We start from the raw sequence: 17975 nt of genomic DNA, 5'->3' as shown, positions 1-17975 counted from the left end.
CGTCTTACTCAGAAAGCGAGCACTACGACAGCCATGGCTGAGGCTCAGAACATCCCGGTGGGCTCCACCACCGCCGGCCAGATCGCGGTGGCCGCCGAGTCGACCGTCGCCACCCGCATGAGCGCGCCCCCGTCCTTCGACGTGGCGGACTTCCCGGTCCCCCACGGCCGCGAGGAGGAGTGGCGGTTCACCCCGCTGGAGCGCCTGCGCGGGCTGCACGACGGCACCGCCGTGGCGAACGGCGGCGGCGTGAAGGTGGACGTCCAGGCCCCCGAGGGCGTGACCGTCGAGACCGTCGGCCGCGACGACGCCCGCATCGGCAGGGCCGGCACCCCGGTGGACCGTGTCGCCGCCCAGGCGTACTCGGCCTTCGAGCAGGCCGGCGTGGTCACCGTCCCCAAGGAGACGGTGCTCACCGAGCCGATCCGCATCGCCGTGCACGGCGAGGGCGGGGTCGCCTACGGCCACCAGGTGATCGAGCTGGGCGCCTTCGCCGAGGCCGTCGTGGTCATCGACCACACCGGTGACGCGGTGCTCGCCGCCAACGTCGACTACGTCCTCGGCGACGGGGCGAAGCTGACCGTCGTCTCCGTCCAGGACTGGGACGACAAGGCCGTCCACGTCGCCCAGCACAACGCGCTGGTCGGCCGGGACGCCTCCTTCAAGTCCGTGGTCGTCACCTTCGGCGGCGACGTCGTACGCCTGCACCCGCGCGTCACCTACGCGGGCACCGGCGGCGAGGCCGAGCTGTTCGGCCTGTACTTCACCGACGCCGGGCAGCACCAGGAGCACCGCCTGCTGGTCACCCACAACACCCCGCACTGCAAGTCGAACGTCGTCTACAAGGGCGCGCTCCAGGGCGACGACGCGCACGCGGTCTGGATCGGCGACGTGCTCATCGAGGCCAAGGCCGAGGGCACCGACACCTACGAGATGAACCGCAACCTGGTCCTCACCGACGGCGCGCGCGTCGACTCGGTGCCGAACCTGGAGATCGAGACCGGCGAGATCGTCGGCGCCGGCCACGCCTCCGCCACCGGCCGCTTCGACGACGAGCAGCTCTTCTACCTGATGGCCCGCGGCATCCCGCAGCACGAGGCCCGCCGCCTGGTGGTCCGCGGCTTCTTCGCCGAGCTGGTCCAGCAGATCGGTGTCGCCGACATCGAGGAGCGTCTGCTCGCCAAGATCGAGGAGGAGCTGGAGGCTTCGGTCGCATGACCTTCGTACGCGCCTGTGCGCTGAGCGAGCTGGAAGAGGACACCCCGAAGCGGGTGGAACTCGACGGCACGCCGGTCTCGGTCGTCAAGACCGAGGGCGAGGTGTTCGCGATCTACGACATCTGCTCCCACGCGAACGTCTCGCTGTCCGAGGGCGAGGTGGAGGACTGCCAGATCGAGTGCTGGCTGCACGGCTCCTCCTTCGACCTCCGCACCGGCAAGCCGTCCGGCCTCCCGGCCACGCGCCCCGTCCCCGTATACCCCGTAAAGATCGAAGGGGACGACGTTCTCGTCTCCCTCTCCCAGGAGTCCTGAGGCACCCATGGCAACGCTTGAAATCCGAGACCTGCACGTCACCGTCGAGGCCGACAACGCCACGAAGGAGATCCTCAAGGGCGTCGACCTCACCGTGAAGCAGGGCGAGACGCACGCCATCATGGGCCCCAACGGCTCGGGCAAGTCGACCCTCGCCTACTCGCTCGCGGGTCACCCGAAGTACACGATCACCGAGGGCACCGTGCTGCTCGACGGCGAGGACGTCCTGGAGATGTCCGTCGACGAGCGCGCCCGCGCGGGCCTGTTCCTGGCGATGCAGTACCCGGTCGAGGTCCCCGGCGTCTCGGTCTCCAACTTCCTGCGCACCTCCGCCACCGCCATCCGCGGCGAGGCCCCCAAGCTGCGCACCTGGGTGAAGGAGGTCAAGGAGGCCATGGAGCGCCTCAACATGGACCCGTCCTTCGCCGAGCGCAACGTCAACGAGGGCTTCTCCGGCGGTGAGAAGAAGCGCCACGAGATCCTCCAGCTGGAGCTCCTCAAGCCGAAGGTCGCGATCCTGGACGAGACGGACTCGGGTCTGGACGTCGACGCCCTGCGGATCGTGTCGGAGGGCGTCAACCGCGTCCGCGAGACCGGCGAGGTCGGCACCCTGCTGATCACGCACTACACGCGCATCCTGCGCTACATCAAGCCCGACTTCGTCCACGTCTTCTCCGCCGGCCGGATCGTCGAGTCCGGCGGCGCCGAGCTCGCCGACAAGCTGGAGGACGAGGGCTACGAGGCATACACGAAGGGTGGCGCATCCGCGTGACACAGCTGCCGGGCCTCCTCGACACCGAGGCGATCCGCAAGGACTTCCCCGTCCTGGACCGAGTCGTCCACGACGGCAAGAAGCTCGTGTACCTGGACAACGCGGCGACCAGCCAGAAGCCGCGCCAGGTGCTGGACGCCCTGAGCGAGTACTACGAGCGCTACAACGCCAACGTCCACCGCGGTGTGCATGTGCTCGCCGAGGAGGCCACGGCGCTGTACGAGGGCGCGCGCGACAAGGTCGCCGCGTTCATCAACGCGCCGAGCCGCGACGAGGTGATCTTCACCAAGAACGCCTCCGAGTCGCTGAACCTCGTGGCGAACATGCTGGGCTGGGCCGAGGAGCCCTACCGCGTGGACCACGAGACCGAGATCGTCATCACGGAGATGGAGCACCACTCCAACATCGTGCCGTGGCAGCTGCTCGCCCAGCGCACCGGCGCGAAGCTGAAGTGGTTCGGCCTCACGGACGACGGCCGGCTCGACCTGTCCAACATCGACGAGATCATCACGGAGAAGACGAAGATCGTCTCCTTCGTGCTGGTGTCGAACATCCTGGGCACCGTCAACCCGGTCGAGGCGATAGTGCGCCGCGCCCAGGAGGTCGGCGCGCTGGTCTGCGTCGACGCCTCCCAGGCCGCCCCGCACATGCCGCTGGACGTGCAGGCCCTGCAGGCCGACTTCGTGGCCTTCACCGGCCACAAGATGTGCGGCCCGACCGGCATCGGCGTCCTGTGGGGACGCCAGGAGCTGCTGGAGGACCTGCCCCCGTTCCTCGGCGGCGGCGAGATGATCGAGACGGTCTCGATGCACTCGTCGACGTACGCCCCGGCGCCGCACAAGTTCGAGGCGGGCACCCCGCCGATCGCGCAGGCGGTCGGGCTGGGTGCGGCGATCGACTACCTCCAGTCGATCGGCATGGACAAGATCCTCGCCCATGAGCACGCGCTCACCGAGTACGCGGTGCAGAAGCTGAGCGAGGTCCCGGACCTCAGGATCATCGGCCCGACCACGGCCGAGGACCGGGGCGCCGCGATCTCCTTCACGCTCGGCGACATCCACCCGCACGACGTCGGCCAGGTCCTCGACGAGCAGGGCATCGCGGTCCGCGTCGGCCACCACTGCGCCCGCCCCGTCTGCCTCCGCTACGGAATTCCTGCGACCACGCGAGCGTCGTTCTATCTGTACTCCACGCCGGCCGAGATCGATGCACTGGTCGAGGGGCTGGAGCACGTTCGGAACTTCTTCGGCTGAGGGACGTGAGCTGAGACCGTGAAGCTGGATTCGATGTACCAGGAAGTCATCCTGGACCACTACAAGAACCCGCACGGGCGTGGTCTGAGGGATGGCGACGCCGAGGTACACCACGTGAACCCGACGTGCGGCGACGAGATCACCCTCCGCGTGAAGTACGACGGCACCAAGATCGCGGATGTCTCGTACGAGGGCCAGGGCTGCTCCATCAGCCAGGCGAGCGCCTCCGTCCTCAACGAACTCCTCGTCGGCAAGGACCTGACCGAGGCGCAGAAGATCCAGGAGACCTTCCTGGAGCTGATGCAGTCCAAGGGCCGGATCGAGCCGGACGACGCGATGGAGGACATCCTGGAGGACGCGGTCGCGTTCGCCGGTGTCTCCAAATACCCCGCGCGGGTCAAGTGCGCCCTCCTGAGCTGGATGGCGTGGAAGGACGCGACGGCCCAGGCGCTGGGTGGCGCCGACGCCGAAAGGAAGACGGCATGACCGACACCGCTGAGATGAAGCCGGCATCGGAGGAGGAGCTCCGCGAGGCCCTGATGGACGTCGTCGACCCCGAGCTGGGCATCGACGTCGTCAACCTCGGCCTGATCTACGGCATCCACATCGACGACTCGAACATCGCGACCGTCGACATGACCCTGACCTCCGCGGCCTGCCCGCTGACGGACGTCATCGAGGACCAGGCCAAGTCCGCCACGGACGGCCTCGTCAACGAGCTGCGCATCAACTGGGTCTGGATGCCCCCGTGGGGCCCGGACAAGATCACGGACGACGGCCGCGAGCAGCTTCGGGCGCTCGGGTTCAACGTCTGAGACCCCGGGCGTCCGGGACAGAGCCTGCGAAAGGGGCCACGGCAGCACGCCGTGGCCCCTTTTCCTGCGCTCAGGGCGTCCTGCGCTCAGGGCACCCATGCGTACGCGCGTACACAACGGTGTGTACGCTCGTACACATGGGATATCTGACACTCGCCGGCGCCATAGCCGCCGAGGTCGCCGCGACGACGGCGATGAAGTACAGCGAGGGATTCAGCCGGCTCCGGCCCTCGCTCGTGACGGCTCTGGGCTATCTCGTCTCCTTCGCGCTGCTCGCCCGGACACTGAAGACCGTCCAGATCGGCACGGCGTACGCGATCTGGTCCGGGGTGGGCACCGCGGCCATCGCCGTGCTCGGCCTGCTGCTCTTCGGAGAGGGGCTGAGCCTCGTCAAGGTGGGCGGGATCCTGCTGATCGTCGGCGGAGTGGTCGTACTGAACCTGGGCGGAGCGAGCCACTGATGCCCCGCCGCTACGACCCCGACCGGCGCCGGCGCCTCATCGACGCGGCGATCCGCGTGGTCGGCAGGGACGGCATCGCCGGTCTGAGCCACCGCTCGGTCGCCGCCGAGGCGGACGTCCCGCTCGGCTCCACGACGTACCACTTCGCCACCCTGGAAGAGCTGATGGTGGCCGCGCTGCGGCAGGTGAACGAGAACTTCGCCAGGGTGCTCGCCGAGCGGCTGCCGGACCAGGGCGACGGCGGCGACCTGGCCGGGGACCTCGCCGGCGCGCTGGGCGCGTGGCTGAGCGGCGACCGTACCGGCGTGGAGCTGGAGTACGAGCTGTATCTCGCCGCGCTCCGGCGCCCCGCGCTGCGCCCCGTCGCCGCCGAGTGGACCGAGGACGCGGCGGCACTGCTGGCCCGGCGCACGGACCCGGTCACGGCCCGCGCGCTGCTCGCCCTGATGGACGGGATCTGCCTCCAGGTCCTGCTGACCGGCGGTTCGTACGACGCGGAGTACGCCCGCACCGCGCTGGCTCGGCTGATCCCCTGAAGGCGCGCCCGGCACGTGAGACGCGGTTCGCCCTCACGACCCCGCTCACGTTAGGTTTTGTTCCATGACCGAGTCTGCTTCCCGTACCACCGGCGCCGTCGCCGCCGGCCTCGCCACCCTCGCCTCCGACGGCACCGTTCTCGACACCTGGTTCCCGGCCCCCGAGCTCGTCGAGGAGCCGGGCCCCGCCGGCACCGAGCGGCTGACCGCCGAGCAGGCGGCCCAGCTGCTGGGCGGCGGCGCGACCGCGGCGATCGGCCCGGACGCCCGCCGGGGCGTCGAGGTGGTCGCGGTCCGTACGGTCATCGCCTCGCTCGACGAGAAGCCGCTCGACGCCCACGACGTCTATCTGCGGCTGCACCTGCTCTCGCACCGCCTGGTCAAGCCGCACGGCCAGAGCCTGGACGGCATCTTCGGCCACCTCGCCAACGTCGCCTGGACCTCGCTCGGCCCGGTCGCCGTGGACGACATCGAGAAGGTGCGGCTGAACGCCCGCGCCGAGGGCCTGCACCTCCAGGTCACCTCGATCGACAAGTTCCCGCGCATGACGGACTACGTCGCCCCCAAGGGCGTGCGGATCGCCGACGCCGACCGGGTCCGCCTCGGCGCGCACCTCGCCGAGGGCACCACGGTCATGCACGAGGGCTTCGTCAACTTCAACGCCGGCACGCTCGGCACGTCCATGGTCGAGGGCCGGATCTCCGCGGGTGTCGTGGTCGGCAACGGCTCCGACATCGGCGGCGGCGCCTCCACCATGGGCACCCTGTCCGGCGGCGGCAACGTGATCATCTCCATCGGCGAGCGCTGCCTGATCGGCGCCGAGGCGGGCGTCGGCATCGCGCTCGGTGACGAGTGCGTCGTGGAGGCCGGCCTCTACATCACCGCGGGCACCCGGGTCACCATGCCCGACGGCCAGATCGTCAAGGCCCGTGAACTGAACGGCGCCTCCAACATCCTCTTCCGCCGCAACTCGGTCAGCGGCAAGGTCGAGGCCCGCCCGAACAACGCGGTCTGGGGCGGCCTGAACGACATCCTGCACAGCCACAACTGACCACCGGCGGCCGTGACCTGCGGCCGCCCACTCGACAAGCCCACTGCTCTGATCAGCTCGGATGCCGTGGGCTTCTGTCGTTGTCGGTCGGCGTCGGGCGACTCATGCTGCGGCCACCCCGGCGATCGTGCGTTCCTCAAATATGGTCGACTGAATGGGTGAGTGCCCGGCCGGTCAGCTCGCGACCAGCTCCGCGTGCAGCGCCAGCAGCATGTCGGCCGTCTCCCGGCCGGCGGGCAGCAGCGGGGGGCGTACCGGTCCGGCGGGCAGGCCGAGGCGGGTGAGGAGGGCCTTTGCGGTGACGGTCCCGGGCAGGCCCGCGGCCATCATCGCCTCGATCAACGGCGTGGCCCGCAGCTGGAGTTCCGTCGCCCGGGCGGTGTCGCCCGCGTCGAACGCGTCGAGGATCGCGGTGATGTGTCCGGGAACGGCGTTGACGACCGTGCTCACACAACCCGCCGCGCCGACCGCGTACAGCGCGAGCACGTGCTCGTCGCAGCCCGCGTAGTACGCCAGGTCCGTGTGGGCCAGCACCTTCTGGGTGCCGAGCAAGTCGTACGAGCAGTCCTTGACGGCCACGATCCGCGGGTGCGCGGCGAGCCGGATCAGCGTCTTCGGCTCGATACGGGTGCCGGTGCGGCCGGGGATGTCGTACAGCATCACAGGCAGGGCGCTCGCGTCGGCGACCGCACGGAAGTGCGCCTCCACGGCCTCCTGCGGTGGCCTGCTGTAGTACGGCGTCACGAGGAGCACACCGTCGGCGCCCGCCTCCTCGGCCGCGCGGGTCAGTTCGACGGTGTGCCGGGTGTCGGCCGTACCCACGCCCGCGACCAGGGACGTCCGGTCGCCGACCGCCTCTCGGACGGCCGCGATCAGTTCCGCCTTCTCGGTGTCCGTGGTGGTGGGCGACTCGCCGGTGGTGCCGCTCAGCACCAGGCCGTCGCAGCCCCCGGCCACCAGCCGCGCGGCCAGCTTCCGGGCGCCGACCAGATCGAGGGCGCCCGCCTCGGTGAACGGCGTGATCATCGCGCAGAGGGTGCGGCCGAAGGGGCGGGGCCGGGCGGTGGTGCGGGAGGTCGTCATGGGAGTAGTCTCGGCAGCTCGTGCGTGAAGATCTACTTAATTATTCTTAGGTATATTGTTAAGTGTCGCTGTAGCGTAGGGGCTGCCCTGTGTCCAACTCGGCACCTCATGGGTCACTATGGCCGGAGGGGTACCGACGTCGTCATGGGAGGCACCATGAAGCTCGGCAAGGCACTGGCCACCGGAGTCGCCGAGGAGCGGCCGGTCGTCCGCGAAGAGGAGATGCCGGCGCCCGAGGAGACCGTCCATGTCGAACCGGCCGAGCCGGCCCGCGACGAGGTTCCGGCCGCCCGATGAGACTGCGGCTCCCGGCGGAACGCCCGACGGAGCCGCCGACCGGATACAAGATCGCCCACCCGGTGCTGTCCCATGACGGCGCCCGGGCCGGGTTCACCGGAGTGTCGCTCGGCGGCGCGCTGCCGTACGGCGTGCTCGACGACGCCGCGTGCGTCTACGGGCGGCGGCACCGGCCGCCGGCGCGGCTGTGCGACTGCGGGTTCCACTGCGTCCATGAGCGGGGGGCCGCCGAGGCCATGCTCTGCACCGCCGAGCACCGGACGGCAGTGCTGCTGGAGGTCTCCGTGCTCGGCGCCTACATCCGCTTCGAGCGCGGCTTCCGCTTTGCCCGGCAGCGGGTGCGCACGGCCGTCGCGGGGCCCTGCACCTGCGGTGCCACCGCCGTCGCCCTGGCCGATGCCGGCTGGGGCAGGCCCGGCTGGCGGGCCCTCGTTCCCGTCTGCGCCGGCTGTGTGCGCGGCCGTACGTCTGTCTCGCTCGCCGGGTTCGCCCGGCTGGCCGGGGAGGGTCTGCGGGTGGTGGCGCGGGGCGGCGGTACGGGGTTCCCCGCCGCCGGCTTGGCGGAGCGGGGGGATCCGGGAGTGCCCGAACTCGCCGCGGAGGCGGCGCTGTTGCAGGCGCGGCTCGACTGGTTCCAGAGCCAACTCGCGCGCCTCGGCGAGCGCGGGGGCGGCGCAGGTGAGCAGGGCTAACCGTCTTCGGGCCGGGTACCCGGGTCTCGGGGCACGCGTGCGGGTGCGTGGGCGTGGCGGCCTGCGGCGTCCCGTGCGGGTGCGTCGTGCCTGGTGTCGCGCCTACGGTGGTCTGTGAGCCGGTGCCGCGCCGGGTGGTGTCCGTACTGGCTTGGCGGGCGCGTCCGCTGCGTGGCGGAGGGAGCTCCGCCGGCCGCTGCGGCACACCACCCGGCACGTTCCCGCGCCGCCGTGTGCGGCCCCAGGAGACGCCATGCGCATCGCCACAGCAGGAAAGGGCACACCGATGATGCACAGGATCCCGCACCGCTCGGGCGCCAAGGGCCCCGACGAGCTGCGGCAGCAGATCGAGCACACCAGGCACCAACTCGGGCACACCGTCGCCCAGTTGGTCGGCAAGGCCGATGTCAAGGAGAGGGCCCGGGTGCGGGCCGCCGACCTGAAGGACAAAGCCGGTGCCATGACCGTGCAACTGCGCGCGAGCGCCGCCCACGCCGGCCACGGCGTCCAGGGCCGGGCCGCCCAGGCAGGTCACATGGTGCAGGGCAAGGCCCTGAAGGCAGGACACGCGGTGCAGGGGCAGGCGGCCAGGGCGGGGCATGCGGTGCAGGGCAGGGCGCTCAGTGCCGGGCATGCCGTGCAGGGGCGGGCCGGGCGCGCGGGGCACGCCGTGCAGGATGCCGTCCCACAGCCGCTGCGTGGCGCTGTGCGCGCGGGTATGCGCCACCCGGGTCCGATCCTCGTGGTGGGCGTACTGGGCGCGGCGGCGGTGACGGCCGGTATCGCCTGGCGCAGGATGCACCACTGACCGTGACCGGGCGCGCCGGCGCCGCCTCGCAGGACCGGCCGAACGGTGTGTTCAGCCGGTCCTGAGCCTGCGGGGGGGCCTACGGACGGAACCGCAGCACCTGCGGGTCGTGGTCGCTGATCTGGTCGTGGAACTCCGAGTTGACGTGCACGCTGTCGTACTCGAAGTCGCAGCCGCGCCGGATCGCCGGGCTGATCAGGATCTGGTCCAGAACCTGCTCGTTGCCCTGGTAGTCGTAGGTGTAACGCTCGCTCCTGGGCAGCGACTTGATCGCCGACCACAGCTCGCCGTCACCCTCCAGGATCTTCGCCGTCCCGGAGAACTCGAAGTCGTTCATGTCGCCGAGCGCGATGACGTTCGCGTTCTTCTGGGCGTCGAGGATGCTCTTGACGAACGCGTTCACCTCGGTCGCCTGGGCGTGGCGCTGGATCTCCGAGCTGCGCACCGGCGGCTGGTACTGGGAGGTCAGACCCTGGTCGCCGCCCTTGGAGTTGAGGTGGTTGGCGATCACGAACACGGTCTTGCCGCGGAAGACGAACTCGCCCGCCAGCGGCTTGCGGCTGTTGGTCCAGGCGGCGTTCGCCGGGTCGATGCGGCCCGGGGAGGCCGTCAGCTGCGCCTTGCCGTGCACCTTGGTGACGCCGACCGCCGTGGTGGAGTCGCCGCCCGGACGGTCCACGAAGGACACCCGCTCCGGGTTGAAGAGGAACACCTGGCGGATGTTGCCGCCCGGCTCGCCGCCGTCCTGGTCGTTGACCGGGTTGATCGAGCGCCAGTCGTACTTCGGGCCGCCCGCCGCGACGATCGCGTCGATCAGCTTGTTCACGGTCTCGCTCGCGTCGACCGTGCCGTCGTCCTTGGCGCCGTTGTCGTCCTGGATCTCCTCCAGGGACACGATGTCCGGCGACTGCAGGTTGTTCACGATCGCGGCGGCGTGCTTGTCGAAGGTGGCGTCGGACGGGTCGAGGTTCTCGACGTTGTACGTCGCCACCGCCAGCTCGCTGCGCGACTGCTTCCGCGTGGTCTCGCGCTCCAGGCCGCCGCTCTGCAGCGTACCGAGCTTGCTCGCGACCAGGGTGTAGCCGCCGAACTGGTTGAAGTCCAGCGGGCCGGTCGTCGTACCGGACAGAGTGTCGCCGACGTTCGCCTTCGGGAAGTCGGCGGTCGCGCCCAGTGACTGGATCTGCAGCCGGCCGGTGTTCTGGGAGTCGTAGGAGCCGTAGACCGTGCCGCCGCGGCGGTTGCGGTGCTCGTACGGCTTCACCGTGACCCACAGCTCGCTGTACGGGTCGGTCGCGGTGACCACGCGGGCGTCGGCGACCTGGACGTTCATGCCCTCCAGGGACTCGTAGTGGTCCAGGGCGTACGCGGACGGGTCCAGGGGCAGGCCGTTGACGGAACCGTTCGCCGCGGTGTCGCCCTCGGGGGCGTACGCGTCCGGCACCGAGTTCTCGTCGATGACGACCGGCGCCGGGACCGGGTTGCCGGTGGAGACGGTGGTGACGGTCGGCTTGGTGATCTCCGTGACCGACTGGTTGCCGGAGGAGGCGCTCCCCGGGACGTACTCGGAGACCGTGCCGGTCACCGTCACCGAGTCGCCGACCGCGGCCTTCGGCGCGGAGCCGGTGAAGACGAAGACGCCCTCGCTGGTGGCCGGGTTGTCGTCCGGGGTCGGGTCCTGGATCCAGAAACCTCTGGAGGAGCCGTAGGTGCGGGTGGCCGTGACGATGCCGGGGACGTCCGTGACCTTCTGGCCGGCGAGCGGCGATATTCGGGTGGTGCCCTGGATGTCGTGGATGCGCACCGCGTCCGCGTGGGCGGGGGAGGTGAGGACGACGGCGGACGCCGCACTGCAGACGGCGGCGACGGTGAGCGCGGCGAGGCGCGCGGAAGACCTGCTCGGCAAGGGATCCCTCCGGGGACGTGTGTGAGCGCCGGGACGAGGGTGGAACGGGAGCGTGCGGGGCTCGTAGCCCTCCGTGACACGCATAGAGCCGAGTGAACAGTTGTCCCCCCAACTTCTACGCGCGTCAATCTCCAGCCTGACGCGGGGAGTTGTCAAGGTTTCGGCCATGTACGGCCGCTGACGGGGAGATGAACCGGGCGGCATGGGTGGAAATCCGTCTAGGCTGAGCGGTTGAGCCCGTTCACGGTGTTGAGGAGAACCAGCCGATGTCAGACAGCTCCCCCCTGCCGCCCGTACGGCTGCACCCCGAAGCGGAGCTGGCGCGCGCCGCGCTGTCCACGCCGTTGCTGTCCCGTGCCGCCCGCCTCGCCCGCTGGGCCGGCCCCGACACCCGCGTGGACGCCGGCGGCGGCCTGGCCGAGGAGCAGCTTCCGGCCGCCGCCGAACTGCTCGGACTGAACGGTGACGACGCCGCCGCCCACGCCAGCGAGGCCTGGCGGGTCGCCGTGGACGCCGGACTGGTCGAGATCGTGGACGAGGAGGCCGGGACCGTCCGCGCCGGCGAGGAGCTGAAGCTGCTCACCGCGGGCTCCCCGGCCGATGTGCTCGCCGTGTGGCTCGCCGCGCTGGAGACCGTCATCGCCGACGCGAGCGTGCCGGATCTGGATGATCTGGTCGATGCCCTGGACGAGGGCGGCGAGATCGATTTCTCGTCACTCGACTGGGACCCGGAGGCCGAGGCGGACTTCCTCGACGGCGTCCTCGGCAGCCTCTATCTGCTGACGGTGAGTGAGGACGGCCCCGGTGACGGTCCGGTCCCGCTGCCCGCGCTGGCCGCCTCGATGCTCGTCCCGGACGGCATGGGTGAGCCGACCAACGACGTCCTGGAGCAGGTCTCCGACGCGATGATGCGGCTGGACGACCAGTTCCGGATGCTGGAGCCGGTCGGGCTCGTGGCGTACCGGCCGGTGGACGAGGCCCTCATGGCCGACGCCGACGAGGAGCCCGCCGCGCCGGTGGACGACACCGACGTCTCCCGCTACGGCATGGTCCGGCTCACCCCGCTCGGTGTGTACGGGCTGCGGGCGAGGCTGCTGGAGGCCGGCTTCCAGGCACCGGCCGTCGGTGAACTCGCCGACAAGGGAGCGGACGCGCTGCTCGACGGGACGGCGGGTTTCGGGCAGGCCGCCGCCCGCGCCGAGACCGAGCAGTGGCTGGCCCGGCGCGAACCCCTCGCCGCGGCACGGGAGTTGCTGGCCGCGGCCCGGGGCGCCGACGCGGGCGCGCCGCTGCGGAGACTGCGCTGTCAGCAGGCCCTGTCGCTCGTGGGCGCGGAGGCGGAGCCGGCGCTCCGCGAGGTGCTGGACGATCCCGAGCTCGGCGGCCTGGCCCGGGTGTGGCTGAGCGAACGGGGGGCTGCGGGGGTCCCGGCGCCGTCCGAGGCGATGGTCTTCTGGCTGACCATCGACACGGTTGCCGCGCAGCTGGCCGCCGAGGGCAACTCCGAGGAACTCCAGGCACTGGTGGAGGGGCTGGCGGCGCAGCACAGCGGGTTCTTCTCGGCCGCCTGGCGGGTGGAGCATCCGGCCACGGCCGATGTGCTGGAGGCGATGGGGCGGCTGCACCCCGACAAGAAGGTGGCGAAGGAGGCGCGGAAGGCGGCGTTCAAGGCGCGGTCGCAACAGGGCGCCTGACAACTCCTGAAGCCGGTCATGGGCTGGTCCATACGGACGGCATGCGGATTCTTGAACAAACGCCGGTGAAGTAGCCCGGCGTTCAACTCCCGTTCAAGGTGTGGCGGGAGCGTGTGCGCCGAACGAGGTCCGCCACCCTCCACGGCACTCCCACCGTCTCAGGAGACACACCATGTCGCTCACCCGCAGGGACTTCGGCAGGAAAAGCGCGATCACCGGCGCCGGGGTCGCCCTGGCAGGCAGCGTGGGCGTGCTCGCCACCGCACCGAACGCCCTCGCCGCGGCGGACATCGACAGCACCGGGACGGAGTCGGCGCACGGTGGCCACCACGGCGTCGGCTACGGCCCGTTGATCGCCGACCCGAACGGCATCCTGGCCCTGCCCGCGGGCTTCACCTACCGGGTCATCACCTACAGCGGCCGGACCAAGCTGGAGTCCGGCGAGTACACGCCCTCCCACCATGACGGCACCGCCGCCTTCGAAGGCCCCCGCGGCGCCACCCTCCTGGTCAACAACCACGAGCTCAAGGGCCCTCGTTCGGCCTGGCAGTACCCCGTTCCGCTCACCGAGGGCCTCGTCTACGACCCCGCCGCGTCCGGCGGCTGCACGGTCGTCGAGGTGCGCCGCGACCACGTCGCCGAATGGGTCGGCATCGCCGGCACCTCCACCAACTGCGCGGGCGGCAGCACCCCTTGGGGGACCTGGCTCACCTGCGAGGAGACCGAGGACAGGGCCGGCCAGAACGGCATGACCAAGGACCACGGCTACGTCTTCGAGGTCGACCCCGCCGACCGCCGCGCAGGCCGCGACCCCAAGCCCGTCAAGGCCCTCGGGCGCTACGCCCACGAGGCCGTGGTCATCGATCCCGGGCGCGGCCACGCCTACCTCACCGAGGACGCTGCCGGCCCGAACGGGCTGCTGTACCGATGGACCCCGCCGGAGGGCTTCCAGCACGGCCGCGGCAGGTTCCGCACGCTCGCCGACGACGCCGGTGTCCTCCAGGCCTTCAAGTGCTTCGACTCCGGCGGCAGGTTCGTCGACGACCTCTCCCGCGCCACGAAGACCGGCACGGTGTACGGCGTCGACTGGGTGGACGTCCCGGACCGCGACGCGCAGACGGTGGCCGTCCGCAAGCAGTTCACCGACGGCCAGGTCACCCGCGCCCGCAAGCTGGAAGGCATGTGGTGGGGCGACGGCGGCGCCTACGTCGTCTCTTCCTACGCCCGCGCGGAGAGCCCGGTCCAGCACGACGGGCAGGTCTGGTTCTACGACCCGCGGCGTCGCACCCTCACCCTGAAGGTCCTGCTCGGCGTCAACCCCGACCCGGCCGAGGACGGCAACTTCGACGGCCCGGACAACATCACGGTCTCCCCGTACGGCGGCCTCGTCATCGCCGAGGACGGCGAGGGCGTCCAGCACCTGTTCGGCGCCACGGAGGGCGGCCGCACCTACCCGATCGCCCGCAACGAACTGAACATCGGCACCGAAGAGGAGCCGGAGTACAGCGAGTTCACGGGCGTCACCTTCTCGCCCGACGGCAAGACCCTGTTCGCGAACATCCAGACGCCGGGCATCATGCTGGCGATCACGGGGCCGTGGAAGCGTCAGAAGCGCGCCTGAATCCTCGACACGGCGCCTCGGCTTAGATCACAAATTACTACCGTCTGTGCCTATATTTCTCACGCTGAGTAGCCGATTGAGCTCCATGCTCAGGTGAGAAAGGGTCAACCATGCGTAAATTCCAGCGCGCAGCGCTCGTGGCCGCCGTGGTCACGGGGCTGTCCGCACTCGGCGCCGGCACCGGCTTCGCCGACGGCAACGACGGTCCGCAGCAGGTCTCCGCGGTGGCATCCTCGCAAGCCACCGCCGTGGTCACGGGGGGTGCCCACCTCAGCGAGACGCACTCCGACTCCTCCGAGTCCCAGTCCGACTCGCAGTCCATGTCCCAGTCCGACTCGCACTCCGTCTCGGTCACGGCTCCGCCGGTGAAGCAACCGGCAAAGCCGGCGAAGCCGACGGAGCAGGACCACAAGAAGCACGAGCAGAAACCCTCCAAGCCCAAGCAAGATCAAAAGCCTTCGGCGGAGAAGCCCGAGCACAAGCAGCACGACGGGAAGAACGAGCACAAGCAGCAGGGCGCGAAGCACAGCCACAAGAAGCACGGGGCGAAGCACAGCCACAAGAAGCACGCCGCTGAGCACAGCCACAAGCACCACGACGCGAAGCCCAGCGACGCGAAGCCCAGCGACGACAAGCCCAGTGACGAGAAGCTCAGCGACGAGAACGCACGTGGAGCCGGCTTCCTGTCCGGCGCCTGGGTCTTCCTGCCGGCTGCGGTTGATTGAGGAATGAGGCAGCGCCCGTCGGCGGGCGGGGCCATGATGGCGGTGTGCCCTGCCCCACGACGCCCGGCCCGGCCGAAGCCCTCGGCCGGCTCGAGTCGGGTCCCACGCCCCGGACCGCCGTGGCGTGGCTTCCCCCGGCCGGACTCTGGCCCGCCATCCAGCGCATCCGCGTCGCCCACGACCCGCAGATCCGCCGCTGGCCACCTCATGTGAACCTGGTCTTCGGATTCGTACCGGAGGAGGACTTCCCGGCGGCGCTCCCGCTGCTGGCCGCCGCGGCCGCCGGATGCGAGCCCTTCGACATCCGGCTCAGCGGAGTCCGCGCGTTCCGCCACCGGTCCTACGCCACCGTGTGGCTCGACCCCGCTGCGGCCGGCCTCGAACCCTGGACGGAGCTGCAGCGCGCACTGGCGGAGCCCTTCCCGTATTGCACGGAGCGTTTCCCGCGCTTCATTCCGCACCTCTCGCTCGGCCGCACCCGCGCCCCGCGCGTCCTGGCGGCCGACTGCGCCGCCCGGCTCGGTGTGCTGCACGCGCGCGTGGCCGAGATCGACGTGCTCGCCCGCCGCGGTGACGGCCCCATGCGGACGCGGGCCACCGTCGGCCTGGGCACCGGTGCCGTACACCGGCACCTCGGACCGGACCCGGCCACCGGCGGGTACGAGCCACCGGAGCGGCGCTGACCGGCACCGGCGAGCGCTTCGCGGAGGAGGTGCCCCTGCCCGGCCTGTTGGTGCAGACTCGGGTGTCGGCGCCGGCCGTCATCCCGGTGGTGACGACGACGAGGACGCAAAAGATCGGGGAGTGACTGGATGCCGCAGCCGAGACCCATGCGTGCGGACGCTCGGCGCAACTACGAGCGGTTGCTGAAGGTGGCGGCGGAGGCCTTCGCCGAGCATGGGGAGAACGCGTCGCTCGACGACATCGCCAAGCGGGCGGGTGTCGGCTCGGGCACGCTCTACCGGCACTTTCCGACGCGGCAGAAGCTGCTGGAGGCCGCGTACGTGGACCGGATCGAGGCGTTGGGGGCGCGGGCCGACGAGTTGGCGCGGGAGCTGGCGCCGGGTGAGGCGCTGATGGAGTGGCTGAACGAGTTGTGTGTCGCCACGCTTCAGGTGCGCGGGATGAAGGCACTGCTGGGCAAGGCGGTCACGGACAGCGACGCGGCTCCGGTGACGGGGTGCGGGTCTGTGGTGCAGGGTGCGGTGGGTCCGCTGGTGCGGGCCGCGCAGGCGGAGGGCAGCGTGCGGGGCGATCTTGAGCCGATCGAGCTGCTTCGGCTGGTGCATGGGGTGGCGACCGCGTTGGAGTGTGCCGAGGGGCGGCAGATCCGGCGGTATCTGACGCTGCTGGCGGAGGGACTGCGGCCGTAGCCGGAGCGTTTTGAGCTTCGTGGGTACGACCGCCCGCAGCTGTGAGCGCCCCGAGGCGGCGCGGGGAACTGCGCGATCAGCCCCGCGCCGCCACACGGAGAACTACAGGGCCCTCGCTCCCGGTTCCACCATGTTCCGCACCGTCCGGGCCTTCACGAACTCGCCCATCGCCGTCATGTCCCACTCGCCGGAGAACTGCCGGATCAGCTTGGCCATCATCACGCCGGTCTGGGGCTCGGCGTGGGTGAGGTCGAAGCGGACCAGTTCCTCGCCCGTGGCCGCGTCCACCAGGCGGCAGTACGCCTTGGCGACCTCGGTGAACTTCTGGCCGGAGAAGGAGTTCACCGTGAAGACCAGGCCGGTGACCTCCTGGGGCAGGCGGCCGAGGTCGACGGTGATCACCTCGTCGTCGCCCCCGCCCTCACCGGTGAGGTTGTCACCGGAGTGCCGGATCGCGCCGTTCAGGATCGTCAGCTTGCCGAAGTAGCAGCTGTCGAGGGCGTTGCGCTGTGGGCCGTAGGCGATGACCGAGGCGTCCAGGTCGATGTTGCTGCCGCGGAACGCGGGCTCCCAGCCGAGGCCCATCCGTACCTGGGAGAGCAGCGGCCGGCCCCCCTTGACCAGGGACACGGTCTGGTTCTTCTGCAGGCTGACCCGGCCTTTGTCGAGATTGATCTTTCCGGCGCCCGGCGCGGGGGCGGCCGGGGCCGGGGGAGGGGACACCGGCGGGGCGGGCGGCGTGACGGGGGTCTGCATGGTGGCTGCCGGGGCGGGCGCCGGCGGTGCCGACGGCCGGGGCGGTGCCGCGGGCTCCTCCACCGTCACCCCGAAGTCCGTCGCGATGCCCGCCAGACCGTTCGCGTACCCCTGGCCGACCGCCCGGGCCTTCCAGGCGCCGCCCCGGCGGTAGATCTCCACGACGACCAGTGCCGTCTCCGTGCCGAGCTGCGGTGGGGTGAAGGCGGCCAGCACCGAGCCGCCGTCCGCGTCGCGGATCGTGGCCGTCGGCTCGATGCCCTGGAAGGTCTGGCCGGCCGCGTCCGGGCTGGCCGTGACCACGATCTTCTCGATGTCCGGCGGGACGGCGGCGGTGTCGACCGTGATCGCGTCCGGTGCCGCACCGCCGCCGGACGCGTAGCTCACGCCGGGGCCCGTCGGCTGGTTGTAGAAGATGAAGTCGTCGTCCGAGCGCACCTTGCCGTCGGCGGTGAGCAGCAGGCCCGACACGTCGAGCCGCACCGGCGCGGCCACGTCCACCGTGACGCGGGCGACCGACAGAGGGATGTTCGAGCCTGGGGTCATAGCTGTCATGCCGGGTGAACGAACAACACCGCTTTACCGTTCCCTTACCAGCCG

At 70.8% G+C, this 17975-nt stretch carries 20 protein-coding genes; 17 read left to right on the top strand and 3 right to left on the bottom strand.

Going from position 1 to position 17975, the window contains the following annotated elements; genetic code table 11:
* Positions 1-33: 33 nt before the first annotated feature.
* From sufD to dapD, 9 genes are all read left to right on the top strand, one after another.
* A complete protein-coding gene (sufD, locus tag ACZ41I_RS21325; protein WP_363217101.1) occupies positions 34-1218 on the top strand; it encodes a Fe-S cluster assembly protein SufD in 1185 nt (394 codons plus the stop codon).
* Positions 1215-1532 carry a non-heme iron oxygenase ferredoxin subunit gene (locus ACZ41I_RS21320; protein ID WP_399770252.1) on the top strand — a complete coding sequence of 106 codons (318 nt, stop codon included), beginning with the start codon at positions 1215-1217 and terminating at the stop codon, positions 1530-1532. Before sufD ends, ACZ41I_RS21320 begins: the two co-directional genes overlap by 4 nt.
* Before the next feature lie 7 nt (positions 1533-1539).
* Positions 1540-2304, top strand: coding sequence for a Fe-S cluster assembly ATPase SufC (gene sufC, locus ACZ41I_RS21315; RefSeq protein ID WP_360093029.1), 765 nt, complete (start codon positions 1540-1542; stop codon positions 2302-2304).
* On the top strand, positions 2301-3557 hold the full coding sequence (locus ACZ41I_RS21310; RefSeq protein ID WP_363217099.1) for a cysteine desulfurase: 1257 nt from the start codon (positions 2301-2303) through the stop codon (positions 3555-3557). The genes sufC and ACZ41I_RS21310 overlap by 4 nt, the downstream gene beginning before the upstream one ends.
* 18 nt (positions 3558-3575) lie before the next feature.
* Complete coding sequence (gene sufU / locus ACZ41I_RS21305; protein WP_076092461.1) at positions 3576-4043, top strand: Fe-S cluster assembly sulfur transfer protein SufU; 468 nt, start codon at positions 3576-3578, stop codon at positions 4041-4043.
* A complete protein-coding gene (locus ACZ41I_RS21300) occupies positions 4040-4372 on the top strand; it encodes a metal-sulfur cluster assembly factor (RefSeq protein ID WP_030792219.1) in 333 nt (110 codons plus the stop codon). The genes sufU and ACZ41I_RS21300 overlap by 4 nt, the downstream gene beginning before the upstream one ends.
* 137 nt (positions 4373-4509) lie before the next feature.
* Positions 4510-4833 (top strand): DMT family transporter, encoded by a 324-nt coding sequence (locus tag ACZ41I_RS21295; RefSeq protein WP_468514804.1) that lies wholly within the window; start codon positions 4510-4512, stop codon positions 4831-4833.
* Positions 4833-5369: a TetR/AcrR family transcriptional regulator gene (locus tag ACZ41I_RS21290; protein ID WP_399770255.1), complete on the top strand. Its 537-nt coding sequence runs from the start codon at positions 4833-4835 to the stop codon at positions 5367-5369. The genes ACZ41I_RS21295 and ACZ41I_RS21290 overlap by 1 nt, the downstream gene beginning before the upstream one ends.
* 64 nt (positions 5370-5433) lie before the next feature.
* Entirely contained in the window at positions 5434-6420 is a 987-nt protein-coding gene (dapD, locus tag ACZ41I_RS21285; RefSeq protein WP_363217095.1) for a 2,3,4,5-tetrahydropyridine-2,6-dicarboxylate N-succinyltransferase, read from the top strand.
* A gap of 174 nt (positions 6421-6594) precedes the next feature.
* Here dapD and dapA read toward each other — a convergent pair whose 3' ends face one another.
* Positions 6595-7503, bottom strand: a complete 909-nt coding sequence (gene dapA / locus ACZ41I_RS21280; protein WP_468514803.1) for a 4-hydroxy-tetrahydrodipicolinate synthase — start codon at positions 7501-7503, stop codon at positions 6595-6597.
* A 144-nt stretch (positions 7504-7647) separates the two neighbouring features.
* Between dapA and ACZ41I_RS21275 the strand changes: the two genes are divergently transcribed.
* From ACZ41I_RS21275 to ACZ41I_RS21265, 3 genes are all read left to right on the top strand, one after another.
* A complete protein-coding gene (locus ACZ41I_RS21275) occupies positions 7648-7800 on the top strand; it encodes a hypothetical protein (protein WP_363217121.1) in 153 nt (50 codons plus the stop codon).
* Positions 7797-8492, top strand: coding sequence for a hypothetical protein (locus ACZ41I_RS21270; protein ID WP_468514802.1), 696 nt, complete (start codon positions 7797-7799; stop codon positions 8490-8492). Before ACZ41I_RS21275 ends, ACZ41I_RS21270 begins: the two co-directional genes overlap by 4 nt.
* A 253-nt stretch (positions 8493-8745) precedes the next feature.
* Positions 8746-9300, top strand: a complete 555-nt coding sequence (locus ACZ41I_RS21265; protein ID WP_363217092.1) for a DUF3618 domain-containing protein — start codon at positions 8746-8748, stop codon at positions 9298-9300.
* A gap of 79 nt (positions 9301-9379) precedes the next feature.
* On the opposite strand, the gene ACZ41I_RS21260 is transcribed toward ACZ41I_RS21265, so the two are convergent.
* On the bottom strand, positions 9380-11206 hold the full coding sequence (locus tag ACZ41I_RS21260) for an endonuclease/exonuclease/phosphatase family protein (protein ID WP_468514801.1): 1827 nt from the start codon (positions 11204-11206) through the stop codon (positions 9380-9382).
* A gap of 266 nt (positions 11207-11472) precedes the next feature.
* Here ACZ41I_RS21260 and ACZ41I_RS21255 point away from each other — a divergent pair, with 266 nt between their 5' ends.
* The 5 genes from ACZ41I_RS21255 (at position 11473) to ACZ41I_RS21235 (ending at position 16619) form a co-directional block, all read left to right on the top strand.
* Positions 11473-12900 carry a hypothetical protein gene (locus ACZ41I_RS21255; RefSeq protein ID WP_468514800.1) on the top strand — a complete coding sequence of 476 codons (1428 nt, stop codon included), beginning with the start codon at positions 11473-11475 and terminating at the stop codon, positions 12898-12900.
* A gap of 172 nt (positions 12901-13072) precedes the next feature.
* Complete coding sequence (locus tag ACZ41I_RS21250) at positions 13073-14521, top strand: alkaline phosphatase PhoX (RefSeq protein ID WP_468514799.1); 1449 nt, start codon at positions 13073-13075, stop codon at positions 14519-14521.
* Positions 14522-14631: 110 nt separating this feature from the next.
* A complete protein-coding gene (locus ACZ41I_RS21245) occupies positions 14632-15246 on the top strand; it encodes a hypothetical protein (RefSeq protein WP_468514798.1) in 615 nt (204 codons plus the stop codon).
* A 44-nt stretch (positions 15247-15290) separates the two neighbouring features.
* The gene (locus ACZ41I_RS21240) at positions 15291-15929 is read left to right on the top strand and encodes a 2'-5' RNA ligase family protein (RefSeq protein WP_468514797.1); all 639 of its coding nucleotides are present in this window, start codon (positions 15291-15293) and stop codon (positions 15927-15929) included.
* Between the two features lie 129 nt (positions 15930-16058).
* Positions 16059-16619 carry a TetR/AcrR family transcriptional regulator gene (locus tag ACZ41I_RS21235; RefSeq protein WP_468514796.1) on the top strand — a complete coding sequence of 187 codons (561 nt, stop codon included), beginning with the start codon at positions 16059-16061 and terminating at the stop codon, positions 16617-16619.
* A gap of 102 nt (positions 16620-16721) precedes the next feature.
* Here ACZ41I_RS21235 and ACZ41I_RS21230 read toward each other — a convergent pair whose 3' ends face one another.
* The gene (locus ACZ41I_RS21230) at positions 16722-17921 is read right to left on the bottom strand and encodes a TerD family protein (protein WP_468514795.1); all 1200 of its coding nucleotides are present in this window, start codon (positions 17919-17921) and stop codon (positions 16722-16724) included.
* Between the last annotated feature and the right edge of the window lie 54 nt (positions 17922-17975).

This window comes from Streptomyces sp. NPDC030799, assembly GCF_055572255.1.
The sequence above is the reverse complement of the archived record's forward strand: the minus strand, read 5'-3'. Positions and strand labels throughout refer to the sequence as shown.